We start from the raw sequence: 21,422 nt of genomic DNA, 5'->3' as shown, positions 1-21,422 counted from the left end.
TGTCTCCGGGGGTTCGAACGTGCGTGATCTGCTCCGCCGCATCGACCAGGTACTCGTGCCCCGGCTCGGCCGGGCGCTCGGCCCGCTGATCGGCGGTCAGGGCCGCCGGGCCGTGCTCGCGGTGCTCGGCATGACCGCGACGGTCGCCGTGCTGCTGACGGCCGTCATGGCGGCCAGGGCGCCGCTGCCGGGGCGGGGGGTGGCCGCGGGTACCCCGCTGCGCGTCGGCGTCGCCGAGGGCGAATCCATTCCGGCCTACGTGGCCGCCGCGCGTGACCGCCTGGCCACCCTGCCGGACAAGCCGACGTTCGCGCTGGTGTCGCTGGCGGCGTACGTGGCACCGGAACGGCTGGGCGTGCTCTTCGAGCAGGCCGCGCCGAACCGGGTGTACCTCAGGGTGCCGCTGCCCGGCCTCGCCACGGAGATCATCACCGTGGAGGTCCGCCAGCTGCCCCGGGACGTGGTGGCCGCCATGGACTCGGCGGCCGGGCGCAAGGAGTCCGACGCCGAGGTCGCCGAGAAGCTGGCCAAGCAGCTGACCGGCGACACGCCACGCGAGCGGGAGCTGCGGCAGGAGTACCGGGGCCGGGCGGCGCAGGCCAGCGCGGAGGCGACCGCGTACCGGGAGCACTGTTCCTGCGTCTACGCCGCCGTCGTCCGTGCGGCCCCGCCGGCCCTCGCCGAGCTGTCGAAGCGTCCCGGTATCCGGGCCGTCGACCCGACGCCGGGGCTGGGCCGCCTCGAACAGGCCGTGTTCCTGCCGCCGATGCCGGAACAGCAGACCGTGGCGGCGGACCCGGCGGATCCGGCCGCTCCAGCGAGCCCCGCACCGGTACCGTCCCCGGCGCCGTCACCGAGTGCGAAGCCGAGCCCCAGCCCGAGCCCGTCCCCGAGTCCTGAGCCGTCTCCCAGCCCCCAGCCGACGGCCCCGCCGACCGGGCCGATGCCGCCGTGGCCGCCGAGCCCGGCACCGGCCTCACCACCCCCGGCCCCGAGGCCGAGCCCGAGCTGAGCCCGGCGCTCAGTGGCCCCTGCGGTGTGAGAGTGATCGATTCGGCAGGTACTTGCGAGCCCTTCCCTCTCGCCGGAGCGTTAGGTAACCGAATACGCTGAGCCCGGACTGGGTGTGGCGGCTGCGGGAGGACGATACGGTGACGGATTGGAGCCGGTCGGGGGAGTCAGCCCCACGGTGGCGGACACTGCTGGACCGGGCGCGCGGCTCCCGGCCCGCGACGCCAGAGCAGCCCAATGGTTACGACCCCAGCCCTGGTGGCTGGCGGGCGGCACAGGCTGTGTCTCCCGTGGACGAGTTCGTGGCCCGGTTGCGCCGTGACTTCGGCCGGTCGAAGGTCGTCGCGTTCGCCAATCCCAAGGGCGGCGTGCACAAGACCACGGCGACGGTGCTGTGCGCCGCGACGATCGGCAGTGCCCGTGGCCGGGGCGTGCTGGCCTGGGACGACAACGAGCTGCGCGGCACGCTGGGCCTGCGGGCCGGCAGTGCCCGGCACGCCCGCACGATCCGCCACCTCATCCAGAACCTGGTCGAGGTGGAGAACTCCAGCGGCCAGGAGCTGATCGACCGGCTGGACGAGTTCCTGCGGCACGCCTCCGACGGTTCCTACGACGTGCTGGCCGGTGACGAGGACCACCGGGTGGCCCGGCTGCTCGACCCGGCGATGGTGTGGCGGGTGCTGGAGCTGCTGCGGCGTACGCACGACGTGATCTGCGTCGACACGGGCAACAATGTGGAGTCCGCCAACTGGCAGACCGTGATCAAGGCCGCCGACCAGCTCGTCGTCACGTCCGTGCCCCGGGAGGACGCGGCCTTCACGGCCGACTGGATGCTCGACCTGCTGGAGGAGATGGGCATGGGCGACGTGGTCGCCAACGCGGTGACCTTGCTCTCCTGCCCGACGCCGACCCCGTCGCCGATGCTGAACGACCTGGTCAAGCACTTCGGTACCCGGACGAGGGCCGTCGCGGTCGTGCCCTACGACCCGGCGCTGGAGACCGGCTCGTCGATCGACTACTCCAGCCTGAGGCCGGAGACCAGGATGGCCTGGCTGCAGGCCGCAGCGGCCGTCAGCGACGGGTTCTGACGGCAGGTGTCGTTTCGCCTCGCGCCTGGGCCGGAGGCTAGGCTCTTGCGGTAGATCCCCACTGGGCCGAGGAGGCTGTCGCATGAGTGATTCGTTCGTGCATCTTCACGTGCACACGGAGTACTCGATGCTCGACGGCGCGGCCCGGATGAAGCAGCTGTTCGCCGAGGTGGGGCGGCAGGGCATGCCGGCTGTGGCGATCACCGACCACGGCAACATGCACGGGGCGTACGACTTCTACAAGCAGGCCCAGGCGGCCGGCGTGACCCCGGTCATCGGCGTCGAGGCGTACCTGGCGCCGGCCACCCGGTTCGACAAGAAGCGGATCACGTGGGGCACGCCGGACCAGAAGAGCGACGACGTCTCGGGTAACGGCGGTTACACCCACATGACGATGTGGGCGCGGAACGCGACCGGCCTGCACAACCTCTTCCGGCTCAACTCGCGCGGGTCGATGGAGGGGTACTACTACAAGCCCCGGATGGACGCGGAGCTGATCGCCGAGTTCGCCGACGGCATCATGGCCACGACCGGCTGCCCCTCCGGTGAGATCCAGACCCGGCTGCGGCTCGGGCACGACGAGGAGGCCCTGAAGGCCGCCGCGAAGTACCAGGACATCTTCGGCAAGGAGAACTTCTTCCTGGAGATCATGGACCACGGGCTGTCCATCGAGCGCCGGGTCCGCGACGGCCTGCTGGACATCTCCCGCAAGCTCCAGATCAAGCCGGTCGTGACGAACGACTCGCACTACACCCGGCCGGAGGAGGCGGAGGCGCACAACGCGCTCCTGTGTGTCCAGTCGGGCTCGCTGCTGAGTGACCCCAACCGGTTCAAGTTCGACGGCGACGGCTACTACATCAAGTCCGCCGAAGAGATGCGCGCGATCGACAGCTCGGACGCCTGGCAGGAAGGGTGCAGGAACACGCTCCTGGTGGCCGAGAAGGTCGAGACCGAGGGCATGTTCAAGTACAAGAACCTGATGCCCGTCTTCCCGGTCCCGGAGGGGGAGTCGGAGGAGACCTGGTTCCGCAAGGAGGTCTGGGCCGGCATGCAGCGCCGGTGGCCCTCGGGCTACTCGGAGGCGCACAAGGCCCAGGCGGAGTACGAGATCGGCGTCATCCTCCAGATGGGCTTCCCCTCGTACTTCCTCGTGGTCGCCGACTTCATCATGTGGGCCAAGCGCAACGGCCACTCTGTCGGCCCCGGCCGTGGTTCCGGCGCTGGCTCGATCGTCGCGTACGCCCTGGGCATCACCGACCTCGACCCGCTCGCCCACGGCCTGATCTTCGAGCGCTTCCTGAACCCGGAGCGGGTGTCCATGCCCGACTTCGACGTCGACTTCGACGAGCACGGGCGCAACGAGACGATCCGGTACGTCACGGAGAAGTACGGCGCCGACCGGGTCGCGATGATCTGCACGTTCGGCACGATCAAGGCGAAGGCCGCGATCAAGGACGGCGGCCGGGTGCTCGGCTTCCCGTACGCGCTCGGCGACAAGATCACCAAGGCGATGCCCCCGGCCGTGATGGGCAAGGACATCCCGCTGTCGGGCATCTTCGACCCGAAGCACCCCCGGTACGCCGAGGCCGGCGCGGTCCGCGAGCTCGTGGAGAACGAGCCGGACGTCGCGAAGGTCATGGAGGTGGCCAGGGGCCTGGAGGGCCTGGTACGCCAGACGGGTGTGCACGCGGCCGGCGTCATCATGTCCGCCGAGCCGCTGATCGACCACGTCCCGCTGATGCGCCGCGACTCCGACGGCGTGATCATCACCCAGTTCGACTATCCGACGTGTGAGTCACTCGGCCTGCTGAAGATGGACTTCCTCGGCCTGCGCAACCTCACGATCATGGCGGACGCCGTGAAGAACGTGGAGGTCACGACCGGGGTCAAGCTGGACCTGCTGGGCCTGCCGCTCGACGACAAGCCGACGTACGAGCTGCTGGGCCGTGGCGACACCCTGGGCGTGTTCCAGCTCGACGGCGGCGCGATGCGCCAGCTCCTCCGGCTGATGAAGCCGGACGGCTTCGAGGACATCTCCGCAGTGCTCGCGCTCTACCGGCCGGGTCCGATGGGCGCCAACTCGCACATCAACTACGCGCTGCGCAAGAACGGCCAGCAGGAGATCACCCCGATCCACCCGACGCTCGAGAAGGACCTGGAAGACATCCTCGGCCTCACCTACGGCCTGATCGTCTACCAGGAGCAGGTGCAGCGCGCGGCCGTGAAGCTGGCCGGGTACTCCCTCGGCCAGGCCGACAACCTGCGCCGCGCGATGGGCAAGAAGAAGAAAGAGGTCCTGGACAAGGAGTTCATTCCCTTCCAGGCCGGCATGCGCAAGAACGGCTACATCGACGAGGCCATCCAGGCGCTGTGGGACATCCTGGTCCCGTTCGCCGACTACGCCTTCAACAAGGCCCACACGGCCGCCTACGGGATGATCTCGTACTGGACGGCGTACCTGAAGGCCAACTACCCGGCCGAGTACATGGCAGCCCTCCTCACCAGCGTCGGCGACGACAAGGACAAGATGGCCCTGTACCTGTCGGAGTGCCGGAAGATGGGCATCAAGGTCCTCCCGCCGGACGTGAACGAGTCGGCGCACGCCTTCACCCCGGTCGGCTCGGACATCCGCTTCGGCCTGGGCGCGATCCGTAACGTGGGCGCGAACGTCGTGGCGTCCATCGTGGAGACCCGCCGGACGAAGGGTAACTACACCTCCTTCCCGGACTTCCTCTCGAAGTCCGAGCTGGTCGTCTGCAACAAGCGGACCGTCGAGTCGCTGATCAAGGCTGGTGCCTTCGACGAGCTCGGCCACACCCGCAAGGCCCTCGTGGAGCACCACGAGACGGCGATCGACGCGGTGGTCGGCGTGAAGCGGCAGGAGGCCGTCGGCCAGTTCGACCTGTTCGGCGGGCTGGAGGAGAGCAACGACGACGGCCTGGTCGGCCTGGACCTGAACTTCACCCCGACCGAGTGGCCCAAGAAGGAACTCCTGGCCTTCGAGCGCGACATGCTCGGCCTCTACGTCTCCGACCACCCGCTGGCCGGCGCGGAGCGGATCCTGCGGGCCAACTCGGAGCAGACGATCTCCGAGGTGATCGACGAGGACGTCAACGACCGGATGCCGGTCACGATCTCCGGCATGATCTCCGGGGTGCAGCGCCGGATCACCAAGCAGGGCGCTTCCTGGGCGATCGTGATGCTGGAGGACCTCGACGCCTCGGTGGAGGTGCTGTTCTTCCCGAAGACCTACGAGCTGCTCGCCCACCACCTCGCCGAAGACATCGTGGTGACCGTCAAGGGCCACGTGAACAAGCGTGACCAGGCGATCAGCGTCGTCGGCTCGGACATGATGGTCCTGGAGGTCACGGAGGCGGACCTGGCGGCCAACCCTCCGGTCGTCCTGAACACCACCTGGGACAAGATCACGGAACCGACCGTGCTGGAGCTCAAGCGGATCCTGCTCGGCCACCGTGGCGAGTGCCCGGTCCACGTCCGGCTCCGCGAGCGCCGCTCGGAGACCCTGCTCGCCCTGGGCCTCGACTTCAAGGTCCGCAACGACGTGGCCTTCCGCTCCGAGATCAAGACCCTGCTCGGCGCCGGCGGCGTCGACTGACCACACCGGGCAGTGCCGCACGCCAGCGCCCTGCCCGGCCCCCAAACTCCACTGTGTACTGGAGTCCGCCAGCACCCGCCGTCGCGGCAGAATGCCCCCTGAGCGCGGCTGCCGAATTCCGCTGGGTCACCGCCGGAACTCGCCGCGACCTCGGCACGTTCCGCGGGACGCGCTCAGGAACGCGGCAGGCTGGGGATCTCGAGCGGAAGCACGCCCAGCGCCGGGTACGCGCGGCGGAGCGCTGTGGCCCGCCGCTCGCTGGACACTACCGCGTCGGCGTTCCGGGTCTGGGCGACGGCGACGATCACTCCGAGCACTGGGTCGTGCAGGCCGGTGGTGTCCGCGATCCACGCGGCAGCCAGCTCCGCCGCCGTGGCCAGCCGGGGCTCAGCAGTGACAAGCTCGAAGACTCCGATGTCGGCGGCGGGGGCCTTGAACGCGAGGTGGAGGAAGTGCGCGCCCCAGGCGTCCAGCGCCTGCTGCGGCACGAGAAGGCGCCAGCCACGCTGCGCGGCCATCGTGCGGATCATGATGAGCTTGTTGCGCAGGAGCGCGCCGACGACCGGCTCGTCGAGGACGAGCTGCCGGGGCTGGCCGGTCACGTCGGCGAGGCCGCTGGCAACGGGTAGGCGGCTAGAGCCTGGGCGTCCAGATCGAGCTGTTGATGGGCCAGTGCGAGCATCTCGGCCTCGCCGTCGCCGGTGAGGGGTGCCAGGTCCCGCAGTTCGTCCAGATAGGACCCAAGTGTCGGCAGGCGGCCGTGCTCGGCGCGGTACCCGCCGAGCATCAAGCTCCGCGTGTACCGGTCAAGGTCGGCCGGATCGGGGTGCTCGGCCTCCAGCCGGGCCCGGTGCCGGGCGATGGCCGCAGCAGGAGCGAGGCCGTCCTCGTGCTGCCCGTGCCAGCCGTACGGGGGCTGTGCCTCCGGTAGCCGCCTGACCCGCTCCGCGGCCTGTTCGGCGTCCACGCCGTCCGGCAGCGCCACGACGAGCACCCGGGAACGGCCGGGTCCGGCGAGCAGTGCCGCGCCGCCGCCCAGCGCGTCGGCGAGCGCGTGCTCGACCCCTGACCTGGAGTCGTAGTCGTACACCGGTGTGGTCAATGCCGCCCCCTCTCACGGAGTCCCGGCACGGCAGCGGCCAGGCGGTCTTAGCCAGAATCGTAGCCAAAAAGGTAACGAGAAAGGCGTTCGCTGGGCATCAGCCGCCCCTGCCTGGCAGGTAGCGGGCACGCCAGTGGTCCGCGCGGAACCAATTGTTGGGCGCAAGCACACCGGCTCCTGGCATCCTGGCGCGCATGAGCCGCTTCCGCTGGATGGCCCTGGCCCGCTGGATGGCCCTGGCCGGCCTCGCCGGGATGCTTTCCGCCCTCGCCTGGTACCCGGTTGTCCGGCTCTTCGTCGTGCTCAGCCCGGCGGGCCTGGAGGACTGGGACGCGCTGGCCTGCACCATCTATGCCGCCGTCACCGCCCTCGTGGCCGGCTGGCTCGTGGCCTGGGGGCTCCTCCGGCTGGCCGGGTTCCGCCCCGCCTGGTCAACAGCACTGTTCGGCGCGGTCCTCACGCTCGCGGCTGGTACCTGCGGACTGGGTGGCCTCGATGACCTCCCGCTGTGGGCGGCGCTCGCCGGAGCCGTGGTGCTTCTGGCTGGCTGCTACATGCTCGCGGCCTGGATCACGTACACCCCGCCGCGCCCCGGGTGACCCTGCCGCGTATCTCACGGTTGGCGCATGGACGGGCGTTCCTTGCCCCGCCCTGGCAGGATGATCGAGTGACCACCCCGCAGCAGCAGCCGGCCCAGCCGTGGCCTGGCCACCCCCAGCAGGCCCCTGTGCCCGATTCGCCCTGGTCAGCGGCCGGTCAGGCGGAATGGCCGCCGGGCAGCGGACCCGGCACCGGGCCACACCAGCCCCCGGCCCCCGGCATCGGGCAGGCGCCGGTGACGGCCACCGGCCCCGCCCAGCTGCCGGGCAGCGGTCCTGCCCATGCCGCAGCCCCCGGCCCGGCTCATCCCGCTCCAGGTGACCAGTACGCCCCTGCGGCCGGCCAGGCCGGGCCGCCCGAGTGGCCGCCGGTCCAGCCCGGGACTCCGGGTGCCGCGCCCGGTGCCCCGGTGGCCGAGTGGCTGGACAATCCGGAGCCGATCTGGCCGGAGTACGAGCCAGCCCGGCGGGCACCGAGCCCTCCGCTGTGGCCCCGGCTGTGGCGTGAGGCGGTGGCCGGGCTGAGTGTGCTGTTCGGTGTCATCGCGCTGGGCGTGCCGATCGGGATGCTCTGGTCGGCCGTGTCGCCCCGCGTCCCGGTGCTCATGACCGCAGACGGCCCGATCCTGACCTCGGGTGAGCCCGAGGAGTACATGGGCTCGGATGCGGTGTTCACGCTGGTCGGGCTGGGGACGGGCATCGCGCTCGGCCTCCTGTGCTGGCTGGTGCTGCGCCGCTGGCGTGGCCCGGTGGTGCTGGTCGCGCTCGGTGCCGGCTCGCTGCTGAGTGCCGTGGTGGCGTGGAAGCTTGGCCGGGAGCTGGGCCTGGCCGAGTACGCGGACCTGAAGAGCACCGCGCTGGCCGGCTGGCAGTTCTACCGGCCGCCGAACCTGGCCGCACAGTCCTTCGTGGAGATCCTGGGCGTGCCGGTGCTGCCGCGCGGGGTACTGACGGCTCAGGCGCTGGCGGCAGTCTTCACGTACACGCTGATCGCCGGCTGGTCCCGCTACCCGGGCCTCCGCAGGGGCGAGGAAGGCTAGCGGGACCCTACTGCCGCCAGATGATCGCGAGTGCCTTGCTCGCCACCAGCGCCACGGTGAAGGTGACCGCGAGCGTGACCCGCTGGGCGGCGTACAGCGCGAGGGCCCCGGAGCCGAACCAGGCCGCCTCGAACAGCACGCGCACCGCCCCGTGCGTCTTGTACTCCGCTGTGGGCGCCCCGAACAGCGCCCACAGCGCGATCAGGAGGGCTGGCACGCCGAGCCCGGCGAGGATCCGCACCGGCCAGCCCCGGTCCAGAGTGAAGCCCCAGTAACCGGTGGCCGCCAGGGTGGCCAGTTCCAGCAGGAAAATCAGTAAGAGGTTGGCGTTCTTCACCGCGGGCTCTCCTCGCCTCGTTTTCGATCTTGAAGAGTACGGCCGGCCGGGGAGACCCAGGTCACCCGCGTACCGGATGCCGGGACAGCTCCGTCCGGAGCGTGGGAGCGGCGACTAGGCTGGAGTGGTGCTGAACCGCATCGACCTCCGAGGTGAGTCCCGGGATCCGCGTGGCCTGCTGCCGCGTGCCCAGTTCGATGTGACCGCCGCGATCGAGCAGATCCGGCCGGTTGTCCAGGCGGTGCGCGAGCATGGTGCCGCCGCCGTGAAGGAAGCGTCCCATCGGTTCGACAAGGTCAGCACGGAGCACCTGAGAGTCCCGGCGGCCGAGATCTCCGGGGCGGCCGACGCGCTCAGCCCCGAGGTCCGCGCGGCGCTGCTGACCGCGATCGAGCGGGTGCGCCGGGTGCACGAGGCCCAGCTCCGCCCGTCGCACACGACCACGCTGGCCCCGGGCGCGACCGTCACGGAGAAGTGGCTGCCGGTCGGCCGCGTCGGCCTGTACGTGCCGGGCGGCCTCGCCATGTACCCGTCGAGCGTCGTCATGAACGTCGTCCCGGCCCAGGTCGCCGGCGTGCCGGAGATCGTGGTCGCGAGCCCGCCGCAGGTGGACAACAACGGCCTGCCCGACGCCCGTGTCCTGGCCGCGTGCGCCCTTCTCGGCATCAGCGAGGTGTACGCGATGGGTGGCGCGCAGGCGATCGCGGCCCTCGGCTACGGCACCGAGGAGAACGCCCCGGTCGACATGATCACCGGCCCGGGGAACATCTGGGTGACGGCGGCCAAGCGGCTGCTGCGCGGCACGGTCGGCATCGACGCCGAGGCCGGCCCGACCGAGATCGCTATCCTGGCCGACGACTCCGCCGACCCGGTGCACGTCGCCGCCGACCTGATCAGCCAGGCCGAGCACGACCCGCTGGCGGCGAGCGTGCTGATCACGCCGAGCGAGGCCCTGGCCGTCGCCGTGGACGCCGAGCTGGAGGCCCAGGTCAAGGTGACCAAGCACCAGCCGCGGGTCACGGAGGCGCTGACCGGCCCGCAGTCCGGCGTCGTCCTGGTCAGGGATGTCGAGCATGGCCTGGAAGTCGCCGACGCGTACGCGGCCGAGCACCTGGAGATCCAGACCCGGGACGCGGCGTCCGTCGCCGACCGGGTACGCAACGCTGGCGCGATCTTCGTCGGCGCGTACTCGCCGGTTTCCCTCGGTGACTACTGCGCCGGGTCCAACCACGTGCTGCCCACGGCTGGCTGCGCGCGGCACTCGTCCGGCCTGAGCACGCACACGTTCCTGCGCGCCGTGCACGTGATCGACTACTCGGAGGCCGCGCTGCGCGAGGTCGCCGGGCACGTGATCACCCTGGCCGAGGCCGAGGACCTGCCGGCGCACGGCGCGGCCGTGAAGGCGAGGCTGCGATGAGCCTCCCGATCCGGCCGGAGTACGCCGGCCAGCACCCGTACGGCGCGCCGCAGCTCGACGTGCCCGTCCGGCTCAACACCAACGAGAACTCCTACCCGGTCCCGCCGGAGGTCACCGAGGCGATCGCCGCGGCGCTGGGCAAGGAGCTCGCCGGGCTCAACCGGTACCCGGACCGGGACGCTGTCGCGCTGCGCACCGATCTCGCGGAGTACCTGGGGCTGACGGCCGAGCAGGTGTGGGCGGCCAACGGTTCCAACGAGGTGCAGCAGGAGCTGCTGCAGATCTTCGCGGGGCCCGGGCGGTCGGCGCTGGGCTTCGTCCCGACGTACAGCATGCATCCGCTGCTGGCGCTCGGCACCGGTACACAGTGGATCGAAGGACGGCGCACGGCCAGTTTCGAGCTGGCTGACCCTGTGGGGCAGGTGCTGGCGCACCAGCCGGACGTCGTCTTCCTCTGCTCGCCCAACAACCCGACCGGCACGGCCCTCGACCTGGAGGTCATCGCGGCCGTGGCCGACGTGGCTCCCGGGATCGTGGTCGTCGACGAGGCCTACGCTGAGTTCCGCAGGCCGGGCACGCCTTCGGCGGTCGAGCTGCTGCCGCGCTACCCGCGCCTCGTCGTCACCCGGACGATGAGCAAGGCCTTCGGTTTCGCCGGCGGCAGGCTCGGCTATCTCGCCGCCAGCCGCGAGGTCGTGGAGGCGGTGCAGCTGGTCCGGCTGCCCTACCACCTCTCGGCCCTCACCCAGGCGGCGGCGCGTGCGGCGCTCGCGCATCGCGGCGTGCTGCTGTCCACAGTGGAGAAGATCAAGGACCAGCGCGACCGGATCGTCAGGGAGCTGCGGTCGCTCCAGGTCCCCGTCGCCGACTCAGACGCCAATTTTGTACTGTTCGGCGCGCCGGACGCTCCCGCACTGTGGCGGGACCTGCTGGCCAGGGGAGTCCTGGTCCGCGACGTCGGCCTGCCGGGCTGGCTGCGCGTCACGGCGGGCACCGAGCAGGAGACGGACGCCTTCCTGGCCGCGATGAAGGAGCTGGTGGCATGAGCAGCACACGGACCGGCCGGATCGAGCGGGTCACCGGCGAGACGAAGGTGCTCGTGGAGCTGGACCTGGCCGGCGGCCCGGTACAGGTGGCGACCGGCGTCGGCTTCTACGACCACATGCTCCACCAGCTCGGCAAGCACGGCGGCTTCGGCCTGCACGTCGCGGTCGAGGGCGACCTGTACATCGACGCGCACCACACCCTGGAGGACACGGCCATCGCGCTCGGCGAGGCCTTCGGCCAGGCACTCGGCGAGAAGGCCGGCGTGCGCCGGTTCGCGGACGCTCTCGTACCCCTCGACGAGGTCCTCGTCCAGGCCGTCGTCGACCTCTCCGGCCGCCCGTACTGCGTCCACGACGAGCCCCTCGGCCTGGCCCCCACCATCGGCCCGCTGTATCCGACCAGCATGACCAGGCACATCTGGGAGTCCTTCGCCCACCATGCGAGGATCACCCTGCACGTGTCCGTGCTCCGCGCAGCCCGCCCCGGAGCCCAGCCCGACGCGCACCACGTGGTGGAGGCGCAGTTCAAGGCGGTCGCCAGGGCGCTGCGGGACGCGGTCCGGATCGAGGGCACCGAGGTGCCGAGCACGAAGGGTGTTCTGTAACCCCATGAGTATCGCGTTGATGGGTCTTGGTGGTTTCCTGCTGGCCGGGGCCTGGTCGCTGCACAAGCAGGGCGCGTCGAAGGTCGTCATCGGCGTCGTCAGCGCCCTCGCGGCACTGTCGATCGGTGGCGGGATCCTGTGGATGCTCCCGAAGTGAGCCAGCCCGGTGTGGTTGTTCTCGACTACGGCTCGGGGAACCTCCGGTCGGCCGAGCGGGCCCTCGTCCGGGCCGGCGGCGACGTCACCGTCACGAGTGACCTGACAGCCGCAGCCGAGGCCGGCGGCCTGGTCGTACCCGGCGTCGGTGCCTATGCGGCCTGCGCGGGCGCGCTCCTCGACCTGGGCGGCGACCGGATCATCCGTGAGCGGCTGGCGGCCGGCCAGCCCGTGCTCGGGATCTGTGTGGGCGCGCAGATCATGTTCGAGTACGGCGACGAGCACGGCGTGGTCACGCGCGGGCTCGGCCTGCTGCCGGGTGGTGTCACGCAGCTCAAGGCCCCGATCGTCCCGCACATGGGCTGGAGCCCGGTCCGGGTGCCCGGCGGCGGCTCTGTGCTCTTCGACGGCGTCGAGGACGAGCGGTTCTACTTCGTCCACTCCTACGCTGCCCGGCCCTTCGACGGCCCCGGCGTGACCACGGCCGAGCACGGCGAGGTCTTCGTCGCGGCGGTGGAAACGGGGGCGCTGTCCGTGACCCAGTTCCACCCGGAGAAGTCCGGCGACGCGGGAGCCCGCCTCCTCGCCAACTGGGTGGGAACGCTCGGTGGCTAAGGAACGCGCCCGCCGCCGCGAGGCCCGGCTCGCCGAGGGCCAGGCTCGCCGGCTCCAGGCCGAGAAGCGCGAGGCGCGCCGCCGCAAGCTCAAGGCCCTCGTCACGCCCACGCTCGTCTCAGGACGGACCGGCCGGGTCAGGGGCCGCCAGCGCTCCCGTGCGGAGAAGGCCGCGCTGACCGTCGCCTTCGGCGGCGTCCTCTTCGTGATCTGGTACTTCGTGCCGTCACTGCCGGTCAGGCTCGCGCTGACCGTCCTGCTGTTGATCGTGAGCCCGGCGCTGCTGGTCCTCACCTCGGATCGGAGAACCCGATGACGACCCTCGAACTGCTCCCAGCCGTGGACGTGGCCGGCGGGCAGGCCGTCCGCCTGACCCAGGGCGCGGCTGGTACCGAGACCTCCTACGGCGACCCGCTGGCCGCGGCGCTCGACTGGCAGGAACAGGGCGCCGAGTGGATCCACCTGGTCGACCTCGACGCGGCGTTCGGCCGGGGCTCGAACGCGGAGCAGCTCGCGGACGTGGTGCGCCGGCTCGACGTGAAGGTCGAGCTGTCCGGCGGCATCCGCGACACCGAGTCCCTCGAACGCGCCCTGTCGACCGGCTGTGCCCGCGTCAACATCGGCACGGCGGCCCTGGAGGACCCGGAGTGGTGCGACCGGATCGCCGGCGAGTACGGCGACCGGGTCGCCATCGGCCTCGACGTCCGGGGCCGCACCCTCGCCGCCCGGGGCTGGACCAAGGACGGCGGCGACCTGTACGAGGTCCTCGAACGCCTGGAGCGGGCCGGCTGCGCCCGCTACGTCCTCACCGACGTCACCAAGGACGGCATGCTGTCCGGCCCGAACCTGGCCCTGTACAAGGAGTTCTGCGCCGCGACCAGCAAGCCCGTCGTGGCCAGCGGCGGAGTGTCCACCCTGGACGACCTGCGCGCCCTGACCACCGTCCCGGGCCTGGAGGGCGCGATCGTGGGCAAGGCTTTGTACGCGGGGGCGTTCACTGTGCGCGAGGCGCTTGAGGTGCTGGGGTAGACCTGTAGTGGCTGGGGTTTGACGTGTTGGGCTAGACCTGTAGTGGCTGGGGTTTGAAGTCTTCTTGCGGTTAGACCGGTAGTGGTCACCCTGGAAGGTTGCTAGCCGGGGTTGGGCAGGCTGGCCGCTTCAGCAGGTTCCCTTTGCGCTCCGGCCCCAGGGGGCCTCCGCGCAAAGCGAACCGCGGCCAGCCCACCCAACCCGTGCCCGGGCGCCGTTATCGTTGCGACGTCTGCCGGCGCTTCACGGTCAGCCCGGTTGTGGTTGAGGTGGAAGAACCCTCTGTGGTCACTGACTTGGAACAGGTACGGGGTCAGGGCAGCTGGATCTTCAGGTGGTCGCCCAGTGCGGTGAGGAAGGCCGGGGCGTCGAACATCGCTCCGGCTGAGGCCAGGCCGGTGGTGCGGGTCTGGCCGGCGAGGATGCGGTGGACGGCTTCCACGGCCAGTGGTGCCGTGACGGCGTAGATGTCCTGGCCGGTCGCGCTGGCCCGCAGTTCCTCGCCGCCGGCCCGGATCAGCACGTCGATGACGAAGGTCTGGTCCGAGCGGCCCATCTCGTCCACGGCCTCGGGTGCGGGGGTGCTGCTGCTGAGCACCTCGCGGGCGGCGTTGACGGTCATGTAGGTGCGGACGTCGGGTACGGCGACGTGGCTGGGCACGGTCACCACGTCGGCCATCGTGAACTCGGCGAGTACCTGACGGTGGCCCACCGGCTCCGGGAAGTCCCAGCCGGTCTCGACTAGTGCGTTGTCGTGGAACTGGAGCACGCCGTCACGGAACCGGAGCCGGCGGCCGCCGCGCCGTTCACCGGAGACCCGGCCGGAAGCGCGCGTTCCTGCGGTGGGGTGCCAGCTGCTCAGCGCGTAGGCGACGTGGACCTCGTCGGCGGCTTCCCTGCCGCCCAGCGCCGCCGTGACGAGCAGGTCGCCGAGCCCGCCGTAGAAGGCCATCGCCGGCACGACCGGGACGCCGGCCTCGCGGGCCGCGCCGGCGTACTCGGCGAACATTCCCGTGTTCGCCTCGATCTCGGCCGCCACGTCGACATACGGGATGCCGGCGCGCAGGGCGGCTTCGAGGACCGGGCCGCCGGTCTCGGCGAACGGGCCGGCCGTGTTGATGACGGCTGCGGCGCCGGCGAGCGCCGCGTCGAGTGCCGCCGGATCGTCCACAGTGGCCGCCCGCGTCGTGAGGTCCGGCCACTGGGCGGCCAGGCTGGTGGCGCTGCGGCCGGACGGGATCACGCCGAAGCCGCGTCGCAGCAGCTCAGCGACGACGAAACGGCCGGTGTGGCCCGTCGCCCCGTACACAACCACCGGACGTGTCGCGCTCATCGTTGTCTCCGCTCTCGGTATCCGATCGTGCTGATGTGACCAGTCTGCGCTGGGCGGGTACCCCGATGGCCTGGTCCGGAACGACAATGCCCGTACACTTTCGGACATGCACACCGTCGCGATCCTCGCAGCCGGGAACCAGCTGCACTTCGAGTTCGGCGTGGCCTGCGAGATCTTCGGGAATCCGCCGCTGGAGGCCGCCGGCGGCTGGTACGACGTGATCCTCTGCGGCCCGGGACCGATCCGGGTCGGCCCGTTCACCGTCGAGCCGGAGCACGGCCTGGACCGGGCGGTCACAGCCGGCACGGTGATCGTGCCGGCCTGCGCCGATGTCGACGAGCCGCACCCGCCGGAACTGGTCGAAGCCGTGCGCGCCGCCCACGCGGCTGGTGCCCGGATCGCCTCACTCTGCACGGGTGCCTTCGTTCTCGGCGCTGCCGGCCTGCTCGACGGCCGCCTGACCACGACACACTGGGCGCACGCTGACGACCTCGCGGCCCGGTACCCGCTGGCCATAGTCGATCCGGACGTCCTGTACACGGACAACGGCGACGTCCTCACCGCGGCCGGCAAGGCCGCAGCCGTCGACCTGTGCCTGCACATGGTCCATCTCGACCACGGCGCGGCGATCGCCAACTCGGTGGCCCGGCGGCTCGTCATGCAGCCGCACCGGCCGGGCGGGCAGGCCCAGTTCGTGTCGACGCCCGTGCCGGCCAAGGGTGATCACGCGCTGGCCGGGCTGCTCGCCTGGGCACAGCAACGCCTGGACGAGCCGCTGACCGTCACCGACCTGGCCCGGCAGGTGCACACCAGCCCGCGTCACCTCGGGCGGCAGTTCCGGTCGGTGCTCGGGCAGACGCCGTTGCAGTGGCTGCTGACCCAGCGGGTCCGCCGCGCTCAGGCGCTGCTGGAGAACACGGACGACAGCGTCGAGTCCGTCGCGCTGGCCACCGGCATGGGTACCGGGACGACGCTCCGCCGCCAGTTCAAGCGGGTGGTCGGCGTCCCGCCGGACACGTACCGGCGCTCGTTCCGCACCGCGCGGCTGGACTGAGGGCCCGCCGGGAGACACCGCTCCCGGCGGGCGTCAGTGTCTAGCGGACCGGGTTGAGCTTCCGGTCGAGGGCCGGGTTGTAGTCGTCCAGGTCCGGGACGTAGGACGGGCCGGCGAGGCTGGGCGTGACGCCGGCCCAGCGCAGCAGCGCGCTCGTCGCCGAGTCCTTCTCGCTGGTCACCAGGGCACCGATGTTGGCGCCGTGGTTCGCGCCGGGCGCGGTGTAGCTGTAGGAGTCGCGGGTGCCGATGCCGGTCTGGAACGGCTCTGCGCCCCACGGGTCGTTCTGCCCGTACACGAACAGCAGGTTGCGGCCGGAGAGCTTCACCCACAGGTCGACGTCGATCATCGTGACCGGGTTGAACCACATCGGGATCGAAGCGGGCACGTAGGACCGGGCGACGTCCTGGCCACGGTACTTCTGGAGCTTCGCAAGGTGCGGCAGGTCCACGAGCGGATAGCCGAGCTGCGTGCCGGCCTGGTAGTAGTAGGGCACGAAGCCGGTGACGCCCTGGTCGGTGTTGGACGAAGCGCCGTAGACGTTGTCCATCCAGTCCCAGATCACGTCACTCGTCGCGGTCACCGGCGGCACGCCGGCGCAGTCGCTCGCGGAACCGTACTGCCAGAAGGCCCACGTCGTCCCGTTCACCATGAACTCGAAGGCCCGGTCGGCGCTCTTCACGATCGAGAAGGTGTACCCGCCGGCTGCGGCCCACGCCTCGTACCTCGGGACGAACTCGGCGCGCCGCTTCAGCGCCTCCACCTGCACGTCGTCCAGAGCCTTGCGGCAGGCGGCGTCGCCGACCTGCGTGAAGAACTCGTCGTAGGCGGAGTCCTCGCGGGCGATCACGTCATTGGGTGCCACGTACGCGACCGTGCCGTCCACATCGGACGGGTAGAAGCGCCGGTGGTACACGGAGGTCATGCCGCCCTTCGACGCGCCCGTGGAGATCCACTTCGCGGCGTAGAGCGGCTTGAGGGCCGTGACGAGCCGGTGGTGGTCGGTCGCGGCCTGCCAGACGTTCAGCTTCGACCAGTTCTCGGACGCCGGGCGGGACGGCGTGAAGAACCGCTGCTCGACGGAGATCTGGTTGCCGTCGACCAGCCGGGCCGGCTCGGAGCGGAACACGCGCACCGGCACGTTGTACCCGGTCGTGTGCAGCACCATCGGCCGGGCCGCGTCCTTGTGCAGCAACGTCAGCCGCTGCTGGAACGTGCCGGCCGACGGCTTGCGGTGGTCGGCGGGCTGGGTGTAGGCGAGCACGAAGAACCGGTACGGCGCGGTGGCCGGCCGCTCCTCGGTGATGGTCATGCCGGGGATGGCCCGCAGGCGGTCGGCGATGTCCTCGCCGGCTGCCGCCGACGGGGACGCTGGCACGGCCAGCAGGCCTGCCAGGAGTGCGAGGGGCAGCGCGAGGCGCCGGAAGGCATTCATGCATCGGACTCTAGAGATATGTCCGGTGTGGATGGAAGACTTCCCGGGCAACGGGACAGGGTGCCCGGCTGGCTGCCGGGCACCCTGGTGACGCGTCGTTCCGCTACGCGAGGATCAGTGGAACAGCTCCCACGGGCCGACGCCGTCGTTCCTGGCGCGCATGGTGCCGGTCAGGTTGCCGCCGTAGGTGACCTCCGCTGACACGTACTTGTTGTTGAACCTGCTCTTGATCGTGCAGGAGGTGCTGGTGGCCGGGCAGTTCACGACGAACTGTTCCCACTCGCCGACGGAGGTCGCCCTGGCGCGCAGCACGTACAGCAGCGGGTCGGCGTACCCCATCTCCGCCGTGACGTACGTGCCGTTGCCCACCGACTGGAACGTGTCGTACTGGGCACCGTGACAGTAGGTGAACGTCTCCCACGGCAGCGCCCACACGCCCTGCGCCCGGAGGATGCCGTTCTCCGTGCCGCTGCGGCCGAACTCGGCAGCCGCGTACATGCCGGTCGCCTCAGAGGTGATGTACACCGGACGGCACGCGCTGCTCAGCAGGGTCGCCGGGGTCTTCGCCGCCACGCTCAGCGGGACGGCCAGGTCGTGCACGCCCTGGTACACCTGAACGTCGTCGATCTGCCCGGCGAAGAAGCCGGCGTCGCCACGGCTGCCGATCAGCAGGCTGCCGGTGCCGGCCCAGGCGGTGGCCCCGGCGACGGTCTGCTGGAGCACGTCGTTGACGTACAGCTTCACTTCTCCGGTGTGCGCGCTGTACGAGCCGACGAGGTGCGTCCACGTGCCCGTCGCCGGTGAGGCCGTCGAGCGGGCGCTCCACCAGATGCCAGTGCCGGTCTTGACCTGGAGGACGTCCATGACCCACCGGTCGTGCTCCGCGTTGTACATCAGGTAGAACGGCTTGAACTCCGTCGGGTTGTCCTGGGTGAGGACGACCCGGTCCGTGCCCTTGCTGGCCAGGTTGACCCACGCGGACACCGTGAACGACTGGTCGGTGTGCAGCACGGACTTCTCCGTCGCCGCCGCGCCGCCCGGCGCGCTGCCGGACAGGGTCAGGCACCGTCCATCGTGGGTGCACTGCGCGGTGGGCACCGTGGCGTTGCCCCGCCAGTCCAGGTCGTTCACGTAGCCGGAGGTGTCGGACGACGGCGGGTTGTCCTCGCCGAACTTCCATTTACCGACCTGTACGGCCGGGGCGAGCCCGCTGACCTCGGCGTCGCTGATCGCCCGGTTCCACACCTGGACCTCGGACACGCCGCCCTTGAACCAGCCGCCGTTCCGTCCGATGTAGAACGGTCCGCTGGCCGAGTTCCACGTGCCCGGCACCGGCTTCATGCCTTCGGGCACGCCGTTGACGTAGAGCCGGACCTTGCCGGCCGCCGCGTCGTACACGCCGGTCAGGTGGGTCCACACGCCGAGCTTCGGCGGGTAGGCCGACATCGCTGTGTAGGAGGCCCGGGTGCCCGCGGCGTCGTCGTTGTTGGTGAGCTGCATCGCCCACCGGTCGGCGGGCTTGTCGTACTGGAGATAGAACGAGCACCGGTTGGTGCCGCACTGCGAGGCGACTGTGTGGTACGAACCGTTGTCGGTCAGCTTCACCCACGCAGACACCGTGAAGCTCTTGCTGGTGTCCACCACGGCCGGAGCCTGCGCGTAGCTGCCCGAGTTGCCGGCGAACTCCAGCGCCGTGTCAGCGTTGTCGCCCCGGATCCGTCCCGGAGCGCCGAGCCCCCCGCCGCTGAGGGTCGCGTTGTACACCTCGGGGTGGTTGACCCAGTTGCCGTTCTCCAGAGCCCGGGTACCCGTGCCGTCGTTCAGCAGCGTCGTGCCGCCGGTCTCGTTGAGCTTCCAGCTGGCGACCGGGGTGGTCAGCTCGGAGACGGTGAACTGGTAGACGGTGGTCGCCGTCCGCCCGGCGCGGTCGATCGCCTTGACCCGCAGCGTCTTCGGCCCGCTGCTCTTCGGCTGCCAGGTCACCTTGACCTGCTCGCCCATGGCGTTCGGCCTGGCTTCGATCTCGCCGGGGACGTCGTCGAAGCTCCACTTGTAGTTCACGACGTCGGGCGAGGACCGGAAGACGAAGGTGTCGGCCTGCCCGACGCCGCCGCAGCCTTCCGGCGGGCAGCCGGCCGGCTTGTACACGTCACCGGTCACGGCCGGCGCGACCGGGTCAGCCAGGTCCACGCCGAACTCGCAGCCGCCGGTGGAGGTGCTGGCCGCGTCGAGCGGGTCGCGGGCCTCGGCCCAGTAGCTGTAGATACCGCCGTCCACGAAGCCGAAGCCGCCGGCGAAACCCTGCCCGCCGTTGGAGAACGTGCCGGTCCAGGCGCCGTTCTGGTAGGGCCATCCGCTGCCGTTCCACTTGCCCCAGCTGACGAGGGCCCGCAGGTCTCCCGCGTCGTGGTCGGAGGCCCAGACTCCGAAGGTCGGCGTGGCGGTGGACACCCACGGCCGGCTGGCGTCGCCGGCGGCGCACCCCTTGCTGTCGACAGTCAGGCCCCAGGGGGCGTTGGGCTTGCGGTTGTACGTGATGGACAGAGCGACCGAGTCGGGCTTGAAGCGCTTCCAGTCGTTCACGTCGGACTCGCTCGGAGCCTTCAGGCCCAGGGCGATCGCGTTGCAGCAGTTCGCGATGCCCTGCATGAATCCCGTGATCGGCCACTCCATGTGCGAACCGGTGTTGCCGCCCTGGGAGCCGAGGTAGCTGATCCAGGAGGAGTTGTTCCAGTTCGTCGCCGGGCTGATCCCGCCGACATGCCACAGGTGCACACCGCGGTACCCGCCGGTCCAGGCGTTGTTCACGTCCGCCATGAACTTCGCGTCGATGATCGTGGCGCCCTTGATGCCCTCGCCGCCCTTGTCGAGGCCGATGTTGTCCCACTGGAACATCGAGCGGTAGAGCGCGTCACCGGAGTAGCCGACCTTGGCGAGGTACTCGCCGTCGCCGTTCCAGTACTCGGTTTCCTTCCACGAGGAGTTCAGGCCGCCGACCAGGCAGAACTTGTTCCACTTCCCGCCGCTCATCGTCGGGTCGATCATGATGGGGAACGCCGCGTCCGGATCGTGCAGAATGGACAGGTCCGGCGTGACCGACAGGGTGCCGTCGCCGGCCTCCACCTGCATCTCCGCCTGGCGTGCCGGGGCCGCCTCAGCCGGGGCCGCCAGGGCGCCGGACCGCTTGGCCGTCCGGGCCGGCCTGGAACCGGCCTCCCACATCAGCGCCGAGCCGAAGCTGAACGGCTCCTTACCCTGCTCGTCCACACTGGACATCAGCTCGCCGGGCTTCTCGGCCAGCCGGAACCCCGCGGTCCTGGTGCCGAACGTGATCTTCCTGAGCTTCGGGTTCTTCGCGGCCTGAGGGGTCTTGACCACGAGTACCTGCGAGTAGCCGCCGAGGATCGCGCGGACCTTCAGGTCGACGCCGGGCAGCACCTCCGGGTAGGTGGCGGTGGTGCCGTCCAGTACCGGAGCGGGCAGCGCGCCGTCCTGCCAGGTGAGAGCGAGTTCCTTGCCCTCGGTGTTCGCGCTGACCAGCGGGGCGTTGCCGCCGCCGGAGATGGTCAGCGCGACGGGTGCTGCGGCCGGGCTCACCGAGCCGTCGGCGTTCCTGCGGAGGGTGAGATCGATGTCGGCCCACGAGCCGTCCGCTCGCTTCACCCGGCGGGGCAGCGGCGCGGTCTCCCAGGTGTTCGTGCCGTCCGGGTTCACGAAGGTCTGACCGGTCTCGGTACGCAGCGCTCCGGCCTCTACCCGCTTGCCGCAGGCCTTGGCCAGGGCGGCGGCCGCGCCGGGATCCTGGACCATCGGCTCGCAGGCCGGCCGTGGTGCCGAGGGTGCTGACTGTGCGGCCGGGGCGAGGATCAGCGGGGCGACCCCGCCGCCGAGCAGCCCGAAAACGGCCATAAGAGTGGTTAATCTGGTTGTTCTGCCTGT

Annotated in this window: 18 protein-coding genes and 1 pseudogene; 13 read left to right on the top strand and 6 right to left on the bottom strand. The window is 70.7% G+C overall.

Translation table 11 applies throughout. The annotated features are described in order from the left end of the window. Positions 1-19 precede the first annotated feature (19 nt). The 3 genes and pseudogenes from A3G1_RS35415 (at position 20) to dnaE (ending at position 5,715) form a co-directional block, all read left to right on the top strand. Positions 20-1,012, top strand: a complete 993-nt coding sequence (locus A3G1_RS35415; RefSeq protein WP_018350874.1) for a hypothetical protein — start codon at positions 20-22, stop codon at positions 1,010-1,012. A gap of 196 nt (positions 1,013-1,208) precedes the next feature. Continuing rightward, positions 1,209-2,099 (top strand): annotated as a pseudogene (locus A3G1_RS35410) (MinD/ParA family ATP-binding protein); the annotation flags it as partial. A gap of 82 nt (positions 2,100-2,181) precedes the next feature. Further along, the gene (dnaE, locus tag A3G1_RS0118005; RefSeq protein ID WP_018350872.1) at positions 2,182-5,715 is read left to right on the top strand and encodes a DNA polymerase III subunit alpha; all 3,534 of its coding nucleotides are present in this window, start codon (positions 2,182-2,184) and stop codon (positions 5,713-5,715) included. 173 nt (positions 5,716-5,888) lie between these two features. Here dnaE and A3G1_RS0118000 read toward each other — a convergent pair whose 3' ends face one another. Then, entirely contained in the window at positions 5,889-6,317 is a 429-nt protein-coding gene (locus A3G1_RS0118000) for a hypothetical protein (protein ID WP_018350871.1), read from the bottom strand. Next, positions 6,314-6,817, bottom strand: a complete 504-nt coding sequence (locus A3G1_RS0117995; RefSeq protein WP_018350870.1) for a hypothetical protein — start codon at positions 6,815-6,817, stop codon at positions 6,314-6,316. Before A3G1_RS0117995 ends, A3G1_RS0118000 begins: the two co-directional genes overlap by 4 nt. Before the next feature lie 194 nt (positions 6,818-7,011). On the opposite strand from A3G1_RS0117995, the gene A3G1_RS0117990 reads away from it, so the two are divergent. Together A3G1_RS0117990 and A3G1_RS40640 are read left to right on the top strand one after the other, a co-directional pair. Continuing rightward, the gene (locus A3G1_RS0117990) at positions 7,012-7,416 is read left to right on the top strand and encodes a hypothetical protein (protein ID WP_157641215.1); all 405 of its coding nucleotides are present in this window, start codon (positions 7,012-7,014) and stop codon (positions 7,414-7,416) included. Between the two features lie 68 nt (positions 7,417-7,484). Further along, a complete protein-coding gene (locus tag A3G1_RS40640; protein ID WP_157641214.1) occupies positions 7,485-8,456 on the top strand; it encodes a DUF2567 domain-containing protein in 972 nt (323 codons plus the stop codon). A gap of 7 nt (positions 8,457-8,463) precedes the next feature. On the opposite strand, the gene A3G1_RS0117980 is transcribed toward A3G1_RS40640, so the two are convergent. Continuing rightward, on the bottom strand, positions 8,464-8,793 hold the full coding sequence (locus A3G1_RS0117980) for a YrdB family protein (RefSeq protein WP_018350867.1): 330 nt from the start codon (positions 8,791-8,793) through the stop codon (positions 8,464-8,466). Between the two features lie 127 nt (positions 8,794-8,920). On the opposite strand from A3G1_RS0117980, the gene hisD reads away from it, so the two are divergent. From hisD to priA, 7 genes are read left to right on the top strand one after another with little or no spacing between them, the layout of a single operon-like run. Continuing rightward, on the top strand, positions 8,921-10,210 hold the full coding sequence (gene hisD, locus A3G1_RS0117975; RefSeq protein ID WP_026212253.1) for a histidinol dehydrogenase: 1,290 nt from the start codon (positions 8,921-8,923) through the stop codon (positions 10,208-10,210). After that, positions 10,207-11,256, top strand: coding sequence for a histidinol-phosphate transaminase (locus A3G1_RS0117970; protein ID WP_018350865.1), 1,050 nt, complete (start codon positions 10,207-10,209; stop codon positions 11,254-11,256). The genes hisD and A3G1_RS0117970 overlap by 4 nt, the downstream gene beginning before the upstream one ends. Then, positions 11,253-11,861, top strand: coding sequence for an imidazoleglycerol-phosphate dehydratase HisB (hisB, locus tag A3G1_RS0117965; RefSeq protein ID WP_018350864.1), 609 nt, complete (start codon positions 11,253-11,255; stop codon positions 11,859-11,861). Before A3G1_RS0117970 ends, hisB begins: the two co-directional genes overlap by 4 nt. Positions 11,862-11,865: 4 nt before the next feature. After that, entirely contained in the window at positions 11,866-12,018 is a 153-nt protein-coding gene (locus tag A3G1_RS41160; RefSeq protein WP_169437587.1) for a hypothetical protein, read from the top strand. After that, entirely contained in the window at positions 12,015-12,632 is a 618-nt protein-coding gene (hisH, locus tag A3G1_RS0117955; RefSeq protein ID WP_018350862.1) for an imidazole glycerol phosphate synthase subunit HisH, read from the top strand. The genes A3G1_RS41160 and hisH overlap by 4 nt, the downstream gene beginning before the upstream one ends. Continuing rightward, positions 12,625-12,948, top strand: a complete 324-nt coding sequence (locus A3G1_RS0117950; protein WP_018350861.1) for a hypothetical protein — start codon at positions 12,625-12,627, stop codon at positions 12,946-12,948. Before hisH ends, A3G1_RS0117950 begins: the two co-directional genes overlap by 8 nt. After that, entirely contained in the window at positions 12,945-13,661 is a 717-nt protein-coding gene (gene priA, locus A3G1_RS0117945; RefSeq protein ID WP_018350860.1) for a bifunctional 1-(5-phosphoribosyl)-5-((5-phosphoribosylamino)methylideneamino)imidazole-4-carboxamide isomerase/phosphoribosylanthranilate isomerase PriA, read from the top strand. The genes A3G1_RS0117950 and priA overlap by 4 nt, the downstream gene beginning before the upstream one ends. Before the next feature lie 313 nt (positions 13,662-13,974). Here the strand turns inward: priA and A3G1_RS0117940 are convergent, their stop codons facing one another. Continuing rightward, complete coding sequence (locus A3G1_RS0117940; protein WP_026212252.1) at positions 13,975-14,994, bottom strand: saccharopine dehydrogenase NADP-binding domain-containing protein; 1,020 nt, start codon at positions 14,992-14,994, stop codon at positions 13,975-13,977. A gap of 106 nt (positions 14,995-15,100) precedes the next feature. Between A3G1_RS0117940 and A3G1_RS0117935 the strand changes: the two genes are divergently transcribed. Beyond that, positions 15,101-16,048, top strand: a complete 948-nt coding sequence (locus A3G1_RS0117935) for a helix-turn-helix domain-containing protein (RefSeq protein ID WP_018350858.1) — start codon at positions 15,101-15,103, stop codon at positions 16,046-16,048. A gap of 40 nt (positions 16,049-16,088) precedes the next feature. On the opposite strand, the gene A3G1_RS0117930 is transcribed toward A3G1_RS0117935, so the two are convergent. Together A3G1_RS0117930 and A3G1_RS0117925 are read right to left on the bottom strand one after the other, a co-directional pair. Next, positions 16,089-17,483, bottom strand: a complete 1,395-nt coding sequence (locus tag A3G1_RS0117930; protein ID WP_018350857.1) for a S28 family serine protease — start codon at positions 17,481-17,483, stop codon at positions 16,089-16,091. A gap of 114 nt (positions 17,484-17,597) precedes the next feature. Then, positions 17,598-21,392 carry a LamG-like jellyroll fold domain-containing protein gene (locus A3G1_RS0117925; RefSeq protein ID WP_018350856.1) on the bottom strand — a complete coding sequence of 1,265 codons (3,795 nt, stop codon included), beginning with the start codon at positions 21,390-21,392 and terminating at the stop codon, positions 17,598-17,600. Between the last annotated feature and the right edge of the window lie 30 nt (positions 21,393-21,422).

The organism is Longispora albida DSM 44784, from assembly GCF_000379825.1.
Classification (GTDB): Bacteria; Actinomycetota; Actinomycetes; order Mycobacteriales; family Micromonosporaceae; genus Longispora; species Longispora albida.
This window is presented reverse-complemented; position numbering and strand designations above follow the sequence as displayed.